Consider the following 15,189-nt stretch of genomic DNA (forward strand, 5'->3'; position numbering starts at 1 on the left):
ATGAGAGCTTCAAAGCACATTGGTTTTTCATATTTATTGAGCTTGGGATTCAGTAAGTGCATCAGCGTTTACAGTACAGCTATTATATTTCCTGTTTATCTACTCGTCAGCATAGGGAAACGAAGCATCCATTTTTTCAAAAGGAATAATGTCATTCAGTATCTCCTTTAGTTCTTGATCGGTTAAAAGGCCGCGGTGCGTTTCTTTTCTTCCTTTTGGCAATTCAATATCGTAATCGATTATTTCTCTTGAGAGTATGTCCTGTAAAGTATCAGTCTGTTTTGCGGCAAGATATTGAGTGTGCGTTTTCAGAATATGAGTAAGGTTTTCTCTGAACTCATCATCGTCAACATCATTATAGGTATCCTGTTCAGACATATCGGTCAGGACAGCCCTGAAAATATAATCCTGTAGATTTTTAGCAAGATAGTTCACTTCATTACAGTCGTGCCAGACCAATACGATGGGGTAGTCCTGTTGTTGCTGTTTTGTGATGAAGAAACAATAATGGTCTCCGCCTCCTGTCTGTCCGAATGGGATTAATTTCAATTCCGGTTTGATCTCTCTGTATCCTTCAGGATCAGACAATTCTCTGATGGCTTCATCAACAGCGTTCACGCTCAGCAGTTCAAAATCATAGGAATGAAGCAGAAGAGTAGGACGGTCTTGAAGTTTAGGATAAACGGTTGCATACCAATCGGGGCCATATTCTCCAACGTCAAGCATTCCGTCCTGTTCCAGTTTTTTATATAATTCAGGATATTTGAAGTGGTATTCTTTTTCAATATCAGTAAGGGTCATAATTCTGTGATTTTAGATCGTTACGGTTACAGCTTTTACCATCGAAAACTTCTGGGGCTGAAAATGTTTATCTAAAATATAAAATTTCCACAGAAATTCAGCTCAAATTTCACAGTTTATCGAAGTAAATACAGTTGAGACCGGGGATTTTTAATAAAACTGTTTTATAGTTTCTATATCTTTGGTATCAGTATCTGCAAATAAGTACACCGCTCCGTTATCGTGAAATAATCCATGACTTTTAATCTCAATCTGTCCCAGAAAGAATAATGGTTTTTCATTTTTTACAGGCCACTCAGGATTTTGTATCCAGTGAGGCGGTTTGCTCTGATACTTAAAAAGTTCGGAATAGCGTTGTCTGATATATTTTTTCCGATCTGCTTTTGAAAGAGTACGGTTTGCAGGTACAATGTGTTTTTTAATAAATTCAGGATCTGCATCAATATACTTAGGACTGATTCCTGTAATAATTTCATAGTCGTCAGCATATTTGTCAGATGGTAAGGCCTGTTCACCTGTTTTTGATAAAAAGAGCTGAATAGCACCGTGAATATTGAGTACTCCGGCAGCAGTGCTGAAATTCTGTTCACATACATATAAGAATACATTGGTATTTTGCAGATAAGTCCCGTGCCAGTCAATGACAGCGTCAGAAAGCAGCTTTTCCAATGCATGATTGGTATAAATCTGCTGTTCAAAATCTCCGGCAGAAATTTTTCCTTCAACAAAGTTTTTTAAAATTTGTATTTCATCATGAATCGTTCTTTCCATAGCAGTTGTCAGGTTTTTTCACACTAATTCATCTGTCTTTTTTATGTAATCACTCTGTTTTATAATGAGTATGTTCGTCTAAAAATACAAAATTTACTGAAATCAATAAACTGTGCCTTACCTGATTGTTTCCTGCTTCAGAAATACTCCGGGGGAATGTCCAAACTTTTTCTTAAAAGAATGGGAAAAATGAGAGAGGCTCTGAAACCCCAGATCAAGATAGATTTCAGATGGTTTCAGGTGTTTTGTTTCGATCAGATATTTTGCTGCGCTCAGTCTTTTTTGTTGCAGCCACTGGCGGGGTGGCATCCCAAAAATCTTCTGGAAATCACGCTTGAAGCCTGCAAGGCTCCGTCCGGTAAGCTGTGCAAACCTTTCTACAGCAACATTGAAATGAAAATTACTCAGCATAAATTTTTCAAGATCAATCTTGTAAGGTTCTGAAAAGTCAAACAAAAAGTTCCGGAGTTCAGGCATTGCAAGCAGCAACAATTTAATTCCTTCCTTTACTTTCAGGATTCCCATCTCATCAGTCATTTCAGCTCCGGATCTTCTTGCATAGGGAATAATAGACTGAAAATATCCCTGCAGGAATTCATTGGATGGAATTAAGAGATTGGGCGGACCCATGTATTTCCGGTCTGATTCAAGCTTTTCTTCCAGTACGATCTTACGAAGCAGATCTTCCTGCAGGGAAATGACAATTGTTTCATAATTTCCGCCTGGCAGCGGTGTTTTTGTAAGCGTGCCCAGCTGATTTCTGCCGATCAGCAGCAGTTCACCTCCGATGAGTGAAATTGTCTGTGCTGAGGTTTCAAGAATCAGCTGACCCGAAACCTGCAATACTAAAGTGTGATGGTTCCAGAAACAGACTTTCTCTTTCCGCTCGGCAGAGAGGTAAGAATAAAAGATCACTCCCGGAAGTATTTCTGCTGGACTTTCCATTTAACGTTGTAAATAAGTGCCGCCTTTAATGGCGCCTGAAGCAAAGGTAGTGTTTAAGATGTTCATTTCTTCCGGGGTAAATACAATATCCATTGCTGCGGTGTTTTCCGGCAAACGTGACCGTCGGCTCATACTTACAAGAGGCATAATGTAATCACCCTGATTTTTAACCCACGCAATTGCGGTCTGGGTCGGGGTTATTCCTTTACGGGCTGCAAGTTCTTTTAAAACTTCAACTTTCTCCAGGTTGCTCAATAAGTTGTCACCCTGAAAACGGGAGAAGTGATTGCGGTAATCGTTTTCAGCAAGCGGTGCTTTCATTTCACCGGTCAGCAGTCCTTCAGCAGTATTGGCAAATGCCACCACCGCAATACCTAACTCCTTTGCTGCAGGAAGAAGTTCATTTTCTATCTGACGGTCGGCAAGTGAATAGCCGATCTCAAGTGCACTGACAGGATAGATGCTGTCAGCTTTACGAAGCTGGTCAGCAGTAATTTCAGAAACACCGAGGTGACGCACTTTCCCTTCTTTGATCAGATCTGCAACGGTTCCGATGATGTCTTCAACGGGTACACTGTCATCCATTCTGCTGGGCTGATAAAGATCAATGGCCTCTATCCCCAGACGCGTCAGCGAATAATTGATGAAATTTTTTATGGAGACAGGACGCAGATCCATTCCCAGCCACTGACCGTTGTGAAAGACAGCACCGAATTTCACGCTGATAAAAGCGTCATCACGCCTTCCTTTGACAGCCTTACCGATCAGCATCTCATTATGACCGGCACCGTAAAAGTCTCCTGTATTTAAAAAATTTATTCCCTGATCAAGCGCTTCCCGTATCGTTGCAATACTTTCTGCCTCGTCCGGGGCAGAACCTCCCCAAATCGGTGACATGCGCATACAGCCCAAACCAAGTCCGGATACTAACGGGCCATTTTTGCCCAGCTGAATTTTTGTAATATTTTTCATACAGCAAATGTAGAGGTTGAGAGAACAGTTCTGTTGCGTCTGAGGCTCAAATAAAATGTCTGTACGGCTCAGTAATCATTCATCACCATTTTGAAATTTCATTTTTCTGAAATTCATTTCATAATGCCGCATTTTGCTTTCATTTTTACAGTCTCCAAATAATTTCTGATATCCGTTTCTAATTTTTCAGGATATTCATAATGTAAGTTATATGCAAGCTGAGTTCCGATCTCTGAAACCAGATCTGCCATGGCATACAATGCATTCCAATTATCTTCAATGCTGCTTCCTGAAAATGTCTGTTCGGTTTTCGTCCAAAGTTCCGCAGGCAGATATTTTTTAAAAAGCCTTCCGTACTTATTGGTTGTTATATTCCAATGGTGTAGGCTGGCAATATACCATTCAATTAAAGGGATTAAATAATCAGTCCGGATATTTGTTTCAGACATCCATTTCGCATAAAATATCTCATCCCTCTCAAGACCTTTTGCCACATAGGTAGTGTCCCACCAAAAATCATTCAGCAATTGCCGGAAATTTTTTTCGGAAGGCTTTTTAATCAGGGAAACCTGATAAGTCGGTTTCTGCATCTGCGAGGTGATGCCGTCCTTATCTATCATCACCTGATATCCGATATCCCAGTCTTCTGGTAGTTCATTCAGTTTAACCTGTTCAAGAAATCTGAATTTGCTGTATAATTTGAAGTCAACTTTCACACCGTCCTCATACAGAATCATTTTCATTGCGTGAATATGATCAAAAAAATGTTCATCTTCTTCGATCATGGCGATGGGCTTTCCAAAATAGCTGATCCAGTCTTTGTTGTTAATATAGTAGGTGTTGCTATCGAAAATAAGTTCAAGATCGAGATCACTCAATTCGTCGACAGGGGCCAAAGGATTGACGAGTGAACTGGTCAGAAGAACTGCTCTTACCGATTCGTTCAATTCAGCCCATTTCAATATGGATTTTAATTTATCTTCTCTTGCTTTCATTGGTTTAAGGGATTCTTGATCAGAATAATCAAATATATAAAATTACCTGAAAAAAAAATTCTCCAAGGCCAAGAGGCTGTGGAGAACATTATTGATTTTGTATCTTCTCGGAAATGCAGGATGATTTTTCAATCCTGATTAACATATGAAAGTTAGTTGTAGGTAATTATTTTCTGGGCTTCAATGAAAAATTATCTACGTAAACAGCCTGATGTATTCCGTTCAGCATTACTTTCAGACCCAGGTTAGAATCTTTTTTCAAAGAGAGATCAAATGTCTTTTTACCTCCTGCTATTTTTGAAGCTTTGGCGATTGTAACAGATGATTTAACATCAGAAGGACTGTTGAGTGCTAACAGTTCAAGAGTGGTGTCTCCGCCGTTGTCTGAAATGTCAAGGGTCAGTGTATATTTTCCGGCTTTAATTTTCGGCGTTACCAGATACATATTTTCCCCGGGATTCGTCATCGAATAAAAAACGACTTTTTTATCACTGCTGTACAGCATTGCTTTGCCCTGATGAGCAGTCCAGCATTTGTTCATTTCTTTCCAGGTATCAAAATTTTCTACCAACGTCGATACTGTTTTACACTGTGCCTGAGCCATTGATAATCCCCCTAAAGTCAGGATTCCACCCAATACGATTTTTTTCATAGATATCTTATCTGTTATGAGGTAAAAATAAGTAAAAAAAGTGATGGTTGAAAGGGGAATGACCAGATGAATCCGGTATTCAAAAAGTAAACTCTGTACAGCTCATTTTGAATATGAATTATACTATACTCATGATTACCGTTTTTGTTTTATAAAAACACCCTTTTGTGTTATTTTTTCCAGATTAGGATATATATACTTTAGCAATAGGAAATTTAGACAATTTAATAACCATTAATTAATTTATTATGAAAACAACAATTTATTCATTTATTTTATTAGCCTTGGTATTAATGATCATTTCATTTAACCAGGTCGAGCGAAAATCAGTCGGTGCTATTGGAGATGTTAAATATTCGATATTGGCGCCTGTAAAATTTATAGAAGAAAACGGAGACGGATGGGTATTGATGGATGATCAGATACCTGTTAAGGGTTCAGCACTTAATAAGAAGCACGGTATTATAGAAATTCCTGATGTTAGAGGTTTATTTATCAGAAGTCTCAACTTAAAGCGAAATGATAGTAAGGCTGATCTTTTTTTTAATGAAAATCATAGGCAACGGCTGGCTGGCGAATACCAATCAGATACACTTAAAAGTCATAATCATAAATATAAATCTGCAAAGGGAAACAAAGTAAGTGGAAAAGGTTCATGGTCTCAATTTGCTTGGGATCCTACAGAATATAATTCTGATAACTATGGCGGACTTGAAACCAGACCAAAAAATATTGCTTTATATACATATATCAAAATTAACTGAAATGAAAAAGTATTTTGTATTAATAGTTTTGTGTGTTTGCATGTTATCTTCAATATTAATAGTAAAGGGTCAATCTATTTTGAGTGAGTACAAAAAATTTGATATTGCCGACAGTTCTTCTGAAATTTTATATGCGGTCAATATGGAACTAGATCAAAAACCAACAGGAAGTAATTTCCGTGATTTAAAAATCGAAGAGCAAAACAAGTATCCGTTAAAAACCAAAGAGGAAATTGATAGTTACATTTCTTCTTTTAATAACAGCCTTGAAATTTTCAAAAAGCAGAATGAAATACAGGAGTCAATGTGGAGAGCTGAAAATGAACTGCGTAAATATGGTGTTAATGTACTGTCAAACTATGCAGGTATGTTGCCATCCAAACACGTTACTAATTTTTTAATTCCTGCAATACAGCAGGCACATGAGTTATATATTGATAACGAGTTTCGAAATAAAATTGCAGAGCATGGAACGGAAATTGACAAAATGATTGTCAATCTCACGAATATTTTATACACAAAGGGAATTGATATTACAACAGCTAATGATGAAACTGCTTTTAATAATCTATTTTCTTTAGCCCATAAAAAAATCCCCTCGTTAAGGAAAGATGAATATGCAATTTTCAATAAAGAATTAACCAAAAGAGCTTACGATTTTATAAAAAAAAATCGTGCTGATACGGGACTTCTCAATGTAAGGGTAAATAATTACAGGGAAAGTGTCAGACTTCTTAGCAGTCAGGTTGCAGAATTTCAGTTACAAATTACTCAGGATGTCACAAAAAATCTTTCAGAAGTGGGAAATTCGATTACTGTATTAACAAAGAATCAAAACGAAGTTTTTCAAACACTTGATAATATACAGCAACGTATCCTGGTTAATAACATCCGAATTAATAAATTGGAACATGAAATGATGGATATGCAGTCCGATGTTGCACTGTTCAGAAACAAGCAGGAAGAGCATAGTTCTTTAATTGCACAGAACACATTTCAGATCGATATCCTAAGTGGTTATGCGTTTCAAAATTTAGATACCAGACAAAAGCTCGAAGGTTTGGCAAAGGGGCATTTTGACAAGGTATTTCCACCGGAATATAAAGAAAAACTTATTAATGAGCTTAAAGAAATCAGAACAAAAGAAACCATCATCAGTGTTGCTGCTGACGTAGAGCAGTATTCTTCAGCAATTTATGGAGGGTTGGTAAATAGTGGTGTATTGAAAGGAAAAGATGCAGAAAATGCGGGTAAATTTATGAGCGCAGTTTCAATTCTCTCGGGTGCGGCAAGAATCTATGCAGGTGATGCTTCTGGTTTAGCAAGCGTAGTCACAGGAATAGGTGGATTTTCCGGTAAATCAAAGCCAAGTGCAGAAATGCAAATGTTGCAGAAGATGATGGTTATTATGAATGAAAGATTTGACAGAATAGATGACCATCTCGTCAAAATTGAATCAAAAATTGACAATCTTACTGACACTACGCTGAGTATGTATAAAATGATGTCACTTTCTTTTCAATTTACATTTGATCAGATGGACAGAATTATATGGAAGACAGACGTTCTCAATGGGAAAGCAACTGCTCTTCTATACAGGGATTATGAAAAATGCAGTGAATTGACGAAAAGTTGGAAGGTATCTGGCGTACAGATATCTGCTTATAGGGATTATCAGAATTTCTTTATACAGGAATGTCAGCAATGTTTAAAGTCACTAAGTGATTTTCCAAACAACGATGTGTACTTTTATGTCTCCTCAAATGAAAATTTGGAAAATGAAAGTGAAATAGAATTTGAAATAAAAGAAATATATTCTCCAACAAGAGATTTATTTTATGCTTTTTATGGTAAAGATTTGCAAAATGCTGTACAATCTCTTATGTTTCCTTTTTCATCAACAAGAGATTCTAATAAACCTTATTATTATTATTTATCAGCTATAGAAGGATTAAAGGTCTTAGATCAAAAAAAAATACTTGATGAGTTATTTAATTATGATATGATTAATGAGTTTACCAATTTCTCTTTATTATTCAGTAATTTTTTCCTCTTAAAAGGCGGAGACGTTGATTTTAAACCCCTTAAATTAAGCGATTATCTGAAAAATCCCAATAACAAGATAAACAAGGATCTTGTTGAAAAAAGATTTTTAAAACTTCTTACAATAACAGGATCGGCAATTGCCCAGCAATCACTTTTAGCAGGACATATGCTTCTTGATCCAATCTATTCATCCTTGTTTGATCATACATCTGATAAAAAAAACAGTGATATGGCAATAAAAGTTTTGAATAGCAACAAACTGCTTGCAGTTAATTTTTCAACACATCTGATAAACTATAATATTAAAATGACTGATACATTAAAAATGAAAAAATTATTTGAAAGTGCTTTGTCAGATGATCAAGCGCTAGATCATCTCAATCGCATGATCAGTGTAAATGATATTGAGTTTATTTCAGATAAGGCACGTAATAAACTGTTTATAACGTTTACAAGAAACGGACAGAAGATCAGTCTGCAAACTGCTGACAGTAATACGATTATTGAGAACAAAATGATTAATACGGATGCTGCATATTCGTTAAGTGAAACCAGACAAAAAATAAACAGAAAATTAATCGATCTGGCACTCCCTAAGAACTTTGCTGAAGAATCAAAAAATAAGTTTAAGTATTATTACCCGTCAGATCGAAATAATATTTCAGCGAAGTAGAGAGCATAATTTTATGAAGATAAATTATATTTCTTTAGATCGTAAAATCAAAATCTGAGTGAATAAATATTGAAGATAATCTAATTCGCTCATTTAGTAGAGTCCGTTTTCAACAATTGGAAAAACGGGCTCTTTTTATAATATTTAAAATAAAATCTCAATAGTACCTTCTGTAAAAATGATATCAGACGATTTCAATATATATTAAAAAGAGATATTTCTGCTTTCAAATAGTGATCAATACCTGTTTTTCTCAGATACAGAATTTGTTTTTTGATTTTGGTTAGTTTTGATGTACCAGTCAGATTATTAAGTTCAAAAAGAATATCTGAGAATTTATAAAATTTTATTTGTTTCGAATTATGGTTAACCGTAATGTTTTATTCATCGAATTTTTTAATTTGCAAGAAATCTAATCACTATGAAACAAGAATTACTGATTGAGAAAAAATTGCTGGAAGATATCTATTTAAAAGCAAAAAACGAAAATGGCGCCACTTCTGATAGTGGAGTTTTTAAAGATGTAAGCGTTGATCTGATTAATACTCATAAGATTAATTTGAGTTATAAGACAATGCTTGGATATTATGATTGTTTAGTACTGAATAAAAAAGCTTATCGGCCTATTAAAAAGAGAAGTCTAGATGCTATGAGCAAGTACCTTGCTTATGAGGATTTTAATCAGTATAAAGAAAAGAACGGATTCTTCAGTAAGCAATCCTCGGGTAATGACATTAGTGTAAAAATTGGCAATGGGATTGATGCATTTGCGGAATCAGTAAATAGTATCATGATTAAAATTACGCATGCACCTACTTTTAAATTTTCAGAAATATTTAATAAAAATAGTACTATGGGATTGGGCTTCTTAGGTTTATTTTTAACAGCAGGTTCCTTTGTACATTTTAGTGGAAATTTTCAGAAGAAAGATCATATGTATTGGGATGAAGCAGAGTATAGGCTTACTACAGCAACAGACTTTAATCCGAAACATAAAGTAATGGTACTGGATACGATAAAATTTAAATACTTTAAAAAAATTACCCGACCAGATACATTGTATGTGTATAATGCAATGAATAATGTTTGGTACTCAAAGTGTCAGAATGTAATAGAATTTTTTACAATGGATGGAGCCAATCCTAAAAATGACAAAGATCTCAGGCCGGTATCGGAATATATACTGGAGAAATATGCCGGCATAAAATAAATTTTTAATAATATGATTTTTAGACATCATTAAAAATTTTTGATCGTTCTTTTATCACAATCCTGATAATTAGAAGGAAGCGTAATATGGATTCCAGTAAATAAGTTTTGATCAGAGGAGTTAACTTTAAATAATAAGTAGTATTGATCATGGAAATGATATCAAATTAATAAGAATTGTTCACATATGATTGAAAAATATAAAACTTATTGAAAAATAAATTATATTTAGAAAAATTTTATTAAAACTAAATAACCAAAAAAACAGATTAAAAAAACATGGCTATTAATTTACAGAAAGGTCAGAAAATTGACATAGGTCTCAGTAAACTGACTATTGGCTTGGGATGGGATCCCAGTGAAGGAACTGCATTTGATTTTGATCTTGATGCTTCTGCATTTATGATTGATCAACAGAGACAGATTCCTTCTGAACCTTTTTTTGTATTCTACGGAAACACAGATTCGCCTGACGGTTCTTTAAGACATACCGGTGATGATCCTACAGGGGGTAACAGTGCGGATGGTGATGATGAAAGTATAGAAGTTGACTTGTCTAAAGTTGATCCGAGAATCAATGAAATCCTATTTGTTGTAACTATTCATGAAGCTAATGACCGTAAACAAAATTATGGTCAGGTACGTAATTCCTACATAAGAATTGTAGATGACAGTAACGGGCAGGAGGTTGCCAAATATGAACTTGGAGAAGATTTTTCTATAGAAACGGCAGTTGAATTTGGACGGCTGTACAAGAGAAATGATCAGTGGAAATTTGAGGCTTCGGGAATCGGATACCGTGAAGACCTGGCATTTTTCTTATCAAAATATTATAAAGGACAAATCATCAAATAATTAAACATGGCTATAAATTTACAGAAAGGTCAGACTATTGATCTGAGAAAGAACGATAAGGGAGAAAGTATTTACGACCTTTCGCAGGTAACCATCGGTTTGGGTTGGGATGTCCGTCAAAAACAGAGTGGATTTTTAGGGAAATTGTTTGGAGGCAAAGAAGAAGAATATGATTTGGATGCCATTGCATTTCTTCTGGATGCCAATGGTAAAGTTGCAGATCTTGGAAGAACAGCATCTGTGTCAGGCAGAAATGTAGCTTTGTACGGAGGTGATGTAATTTATTTCAATTCAATGAGACATCCTAGCGGAAAAATTTGGCTTACAGGAGATAACAGAACCGGCGCGGGAGACGGTGATGATGAACAGATTATTGTCCAATTAGACAAATTAGATCAAAAATACCAGAAAATATTATTTGTAGTTACCATATATCAGGGAAGAAAAAATAATCAGCATTTCGGAATGGTTGAAAACGCTTTCATTCGAGCTGTAGACTCCAGAGGCAAAGAGATTACCAAATACAGTTTATCCGGAGATGCATCTATGAACGGAATGTGTTCAATGGTTTTTGCTGAAGCTTACAGACATAATGGAGACTGGAAATTCCGTGCGCTTGGAGAGGCTGGCCAGACTGATAACTTCGTTGATATTTTAGCTAAATACGCGTATAACAAATAATTAAAAAATGAGAAGATTACCCGTATACTTATTGTTAGACACTTCCGGTTCAATGACTGGAGAGCCTATTGAAGCAGTTAAGAATGGAGTTCAGATGATGCTTCATTCTCTTCGTCAAAACCCTCAAGCTATTGAAACTGCCTATGTAAGCATTATTACTTTTGACAGCGAGGCTAAACAAATTGTTCCTCTTACTGATCTGGCTTCATTTCAAATGGTAGATATCAAGGCTTCAAGTACTACTTCATTAGGTGCTGCACTCAGTCTGCTTGCTGATAAATTAAACACAGAAATTACAAAAACAACGCTTGATCAGAAAGGTGACTGGAAACCGATGACTTTCATCATGACCGATGGTGTGCCAACAGACGACTGGCAAAGCGGATTCGCAAAATTAAAATCTGCAAATAAAGGTTTAATTGTGGGATGTGCAGTGGGAAGCGGTGCTGACGATAAAATTTTAAAACAAATTACAGAATCTGTAATCAGATTGGATAATGCTGATTCTGAAAGCATCAGCAAGTTTTTTCAATGGGTGACCGATTCAATTTCAACAACTTCAACCAAGGTGGAAGAGTCAGGAAAAGAAATTACCGGATTGGATCAACTTCCACCTCCACCATCGGAGTTAGTAATCGTAGCATAATTATGAACAGAAGATTATTAGCCTATTTTTTATTAGACACTTCCGGATCGATGAGAGGTGAGCCCATCGCTGCCCTGAATAATGGGTTCAATGGTTTGGTGAGCATGCTTCGTTCAGATCCGCAGGCTATGGATTCTCTGCACATTAGCGTTATTACTTTTGACAAAGATGCGAGCAATATTGTTCCACTAACAGATCTCGCAAGTTTTCATCCGGTAGAAATTAAATGCCCTGAAAGTGGTCCAACACACACTGGTCTGGCTTTAGCATTAGTCGCTGATTTAGTCAAAAAAGAATTAATTACAGGTACAGCAGACAGAAAAGGAGACTGGAAGCCGCTCTTATTTATTTTTACAGACGGAAAACCATCAGACAAGCTCAGATATAAAGAAAATATTTCAAAAATAAAGGCTTTGGATTTTGGAGTAATCGTAGGATGTGCTGCCGGACCGGATGCGAAGACTGATGATTTAATGGAGCTCACAGACAATGTGGTAAAGCTGGATAATATTGATGCTAATACTTCAACTACCTTTTTCCAATGGGTAAGTTCATCTATTGAGATGGGAAGCAAAACTCAAGGAACAGGGGAAAGTATAACTTTACCGCCGCCGCCAAGTGAATTGAATATTATTGTTTAAAAACTAAAAACATGAGAAGATTACCAATTTATTTCCTCATCGATGTGTCAGAATCGATGGTGGGAGAACCTATAGAGCAAGTTCAGGAAGGAATTGCATCCATCATTAAAGAATTAAAAACAGATCCTTACGCTTTAGAAACTGTTTGGGTTTCCATTATTGGTTTTGCCGGAAAAAGCAAAATAATCACTCCATTGCAGGATGTAATTACATTTTATCCTCCGAAAATACCAATAGGGAGCGGAACTTCTCTTTCTAAAGGTTTGGAAGAACTGATGAATTCTATCGACAGAGACATTGTAAAAACGACTTACGAAAGAAAAGGAGACTGGAAACCTGTCATCTTTTTGTTTACAGATGGTATCCCAACCGATGATTCTACAAAAGCGATTGACAGATGGAACGCAGATTACCGCACTAAATCTAACTTGATTGTCATTTCAATTGGTGACAATACGAATATGAATCTTTTAGGCAAGTTATCTGATCAGGTTTTAATGTTTAATAATACGGATAGCAATTCCTACAAAGAATTTTTCAAATGGGTAACTGCTTCGATAAGAGCTACAAGTGAAAATATCAACAGTAATAACGAGGATGGTATTAATTTAAGCAAATCAAATCCTGAATTAATTGAAAAGATTGATTTAAGCAAAAACTACTCTCTACCCGATAATAATTTCGTTGTCCTCAATGGAAAATGTTCAACAAACGATAAATTATACTTGTTGAAATTTAAAAAATCACTGGAGGAATCAAGGGTTCCAGGTTTTGATACGAGATTTTATAAAATTGAAGGAGCTTATAAAATTGATGAGAATTCTTACAGAGAATTTTCGGAAGGTGGTTCTAATACGAATAAAATATCAAGTGAGGAAATCTACGGAAATCCTAGCTGCCCGTCATGTGGAAATGGATATGCGCTGGCAACTTGTGTTTGTGGAGGTATTCACTGTATTCAGGGTGATGGTGTTGCGAAATGTCCTTGGTGTGGAAATGCAGGTTCATACGGTATGGCTGAAGGAGGTTTTGACATCAATAGAACTTTAGGTTAGATGAGAAGTTTACTACAGGATGTATTGAAAGAACATCAAATTGAAAGTAATAAAATAGTTGACATCACTATTGAAAAGCTTGCAGATAACGCAAAAATTTATGATTTATCAAAATCAATAAAAAATCTAAAGTCACAAATATTACAAATTTTTACAATGTATAAAGAGAAAGAAGAATTCAGAGATAGCTATTTTACTGTTCCCAATGCGAATGTCAAAAAGGAATACAGCTATACTTTTGATCTTTCAGCTCATTCTTCTATTACTATTAAAGAAATAAGAAACCTTGATTCTGTAGGATTGCAGTTTAATTCAGAAAATTTATCTATTCATGGCACTCCAACGCATGCTAATACGATCGAAATTCAAATTGTATTTGTCAGCAAAAACGATGAAAATCTGCGCGAAGAAATCAAAACGATTCCGTTTATTGTAAATGCAGATCCGAAAGATTTGTGGCTCAACAAACCGAGTCCACAGGACAGTAGATTTCCTAAGGAAGATAATATTACTTTTAAGTCTGCATTTTTAGACAAAAAAATCGTGGTTGCATCCAAAAGAGGTAGATCTCATGCACATGAAGGTACTTTTAGGGATGATGATTTTTTGGTTAAAGATTTACCAGATGGATGGGCAATCGTTTCACTTGCAGACGGAGCCGGATCCGCAAGGCTTGCCAGAGCCGGATCTCAGTTTGCGACAGATTTTATCGTTAATAGTTTTGACAATGAATCTCTTTTAAATAAATTATCAGAAGCTGTTGCTGTATATTTCTCTGGGGAGAAAGCTTTGTCTAAAACTGATGATGAAATACAAAACAATATGTCAGAAGTTGAAATTTCGGAGGAACAAAACAACTCAGAAAATTCACCTGATCAAGTTTCGGGAGAAGACAAAAAAATAAAAAGTAAAAGTTTTATTATTAATTCATTATATCAAAATGTAAAAAACTTACACAATCAGTTGGCTGTTTTTGCTAGTGAAGAAGGAGTGTCATTAAAAGATTTGCATACAACATTGATATTTTCTTTGGTTAAAAAAAATGATTTAGGCTACGTCGTTTTAAGTTTTGGCGTTGGAGACTGCCCTATTAATGTGATTGATCAAGAAAATACGAAAGTTCAGTTGCTTAATTTTTTAGATGTCGGAGAAAGTAGCGGCGCAACCCGTTTTATTACAATGCCTGAAATTTTCAGCAAACCGGAAATCATGGTAGATCGGTTTAAAATCAACTGTTTTGCAGACTTTTCCAAATTATTTCTGATGACCGATGGAATTTACGATCCGAAATTTGTTGTAGAAAGCAAGCTGGAAAATCTTGAGACATGGAAGAATTTTTTAAGAGATTTAAATGGCGAAAATGAAGATAAAGCGAAAGTTGATTTCGTTGAAGATTCAGATGTCGAAAATCAATTATCCGCATGGATGGATTTTTGGAGTAAGGGCAATCATGACGATAGAACTTTAGCTGTAATTTATTAAA

General features: G+C 35.6%; 15 protein-coding genes. 9 read left to right on the forward strand and 6 right to left on the reverse strand.

Features of this window, described 5'->3' with window-relative positions:
- Window positions 1–99: 99 nt before the first annotated feature.
- From AC2A07_RS10870 to AC2A07_RS10895, 6 genes are all read right to left on the reverse strand, one after another.
- Window positions 100–801 (reverse strand): SMI1/KNR4 family protein, encoded by a 702-nt coding sequence (locus AC2A07_RS10870; RefSeq protein WP_484050407.1) that lies wholly within the window; start codon window positions 799–801, stop codon window positions 100–102.
- 150 nt (window positions 802–951) lie between these two features.
- Complete coding sequence (locus AC2A07_RS10875; RefSeq protein WP_484050408.1) at window positions 952–1,572, reverse strand: hypothetical protein; 621 nt, start codon at window positions 1,570–1,572, stop codon at window positions 952–954.
- A 117-nt stretch (window positions 1,573–1,689) separates the two neighbouring features.
- Complete coding sequence (locus AC2A07_RS10880) at window positions 1,690–2,517, reverse strand: helix-turn-helix domain-containing protein (protein ID WP_484050409.1); 828 nt, start codon at window positions 2,515–2,517, stop codon at window positions 1,690–1,692.
- Window positions 2,518–3,489, reverse strand: coding sequence for an aldo/keto reductase (locus AC2A07_RS10885; protein WP_484050410.1), 972 nt, complete (start codon window positions 3,487–3,489; stop codon window positions 2,518–2,520).
- A 113-nt stretch (window positions 3,490–3,602) separates the two neighbouring features.
- Window positions 3,603–4,484: an AadS family aminoglycoside 6-adenylyltransferase gene (locus tag AC2A07_RS10890; protein ID WP_484050411.1), complete on the reverse strand. Its 882-nt coding sequence runs from the start codon at window positions 4,482–4,484 to the stop codon at window positions 3,603–3,605.
- A gap of 166 nt (window positions 4,485–4,650) precedes the next feature.
- Window positions 4,651–5,136, reverse strand: a complete 486-nt coding sequence (locus tag AC2A07_RS10895) for a hypothetical protein (RefSeq protein ID WP_484050412.1) — start codon at window positions 5,134–5,136, stop codon at window positions 4,651–4,653.
- 248 nt (window positions 5,137–5,384) lie between these two features.
- On the opposite strand from AC2A07_RS10895, the gene AC2A07_RS10900 reads away from it, so the two are divergent.
- The 9 genes from AC2A07_RS10900 (at window position 5,385) to AC2A07_RS10940 (ending at window position 15,188) form a co-directional block, all read left to right on the forward strand.
- Window positions 5,385–5,900: a hypothetical protein gene (locus AC2A07_RS10900; protein ID WP_484050413.1), complete on the forward strand. Its 516-nt coding sequence runs from the start codon at window positions 5,385–5,387 to the stop codon at window positions 5,898–5,900.
- A 79-nt stretch (window positions 5,901–5,979) separates the two neighbouring features.
- Window positions 5,980–8,619: a hypothetical protein gene (locus AC2A07_RS10905; RefSeq protein WP_484050414.1), complete on the forward strand. Its 2,640-nt coding sequence runs from the start codon at window positions 5,980–5,982 to the stop codon at window positions 8,617–8,619.
- Window positions 8,620–9,040: 421 nt separating this feature from the next.
- Window positions 9,041–9,829 (forward strand): hypothetical protein, encoded by a 789-nt coding sequence (locus tag AC2A07_RS10910; protein WP_484050415.1) that lies wholly within the window; start codon window positions 9,041–9,043, stop codon window positions 9,827–9,829.
- Window positions 9,830–10,107: 278 nt separating this feature from the next.
- Window positions 10,108–10,683, forward strand: coding sequence for a TerD family protein (locus AC2A07_RS10915; protein WP_484050416.1), 576 nt, complete (start codon window positions 10,108–10,110; stop codon window positions 10,681–10,683).
- Window positions 10,684–10,689: 6 nt separating this feature from the next.
- A complete protein-coding gene (locus AC2A07_RS10920; protein WP_484050417.1) occupies window positions 10,690–11,364 on the forward strand; it encodes a TerD family protein in 675 nt (224 codons plus the stop codon).
- A gap of 7 nt (window positions 11,365–11,371) precedes the next feature.
- A complete protein-coding gene (locus tag AC2A07_RS10925) occupies window positions 11,372–12,010 on the forward strand; it encodes a vWA domain-containing protein (RefSeq protein WP_484050418.1) in 639 nt (212 codons plus the stop codon).
- Between the two features lie 2 nt (window positions 12,011–12,012).
- A complete protein-coding gene (locus tag AC2A07_RS10930) occupies window positions 12,013–12,651 on the forward strand; it encodes a vWA domain-containing protein (RefSeq protein ID WP_484050419.1) in 639 nt (212 codons plus the stop codon).
- Window positions 12,652–12,662: 11 nt separating this feature from the next.
- The gene (locus AC2A07_RS10935) at window positions 12,663–13,706 is read left to right on the forward strand and encodes a TerY-C metal binding domain-containing protein (RefSeq protein ID WP_484050420.1); all 1,044 of its coding nucleotides are present in this window, start codon (window positions 12,663–12,665) and stop codon (window positions 13,704–13,706) included.
- Entirely contained in the window at window positions 13,707–15,188 is a 1,482-nt protein-coding gene (locus AC2A07_RS10940; RefSeq protein WP_484050421.1) for a PP2C family serine/threonine-protein phosphatase, read from the forward strand.
- The last annotated feature ends 1 nt before the right edge of the window (window position 15,189 follow it).

This window comes from Chryseobacterium sp. HNCC26DJ238, from assembly GCF_057180465.1.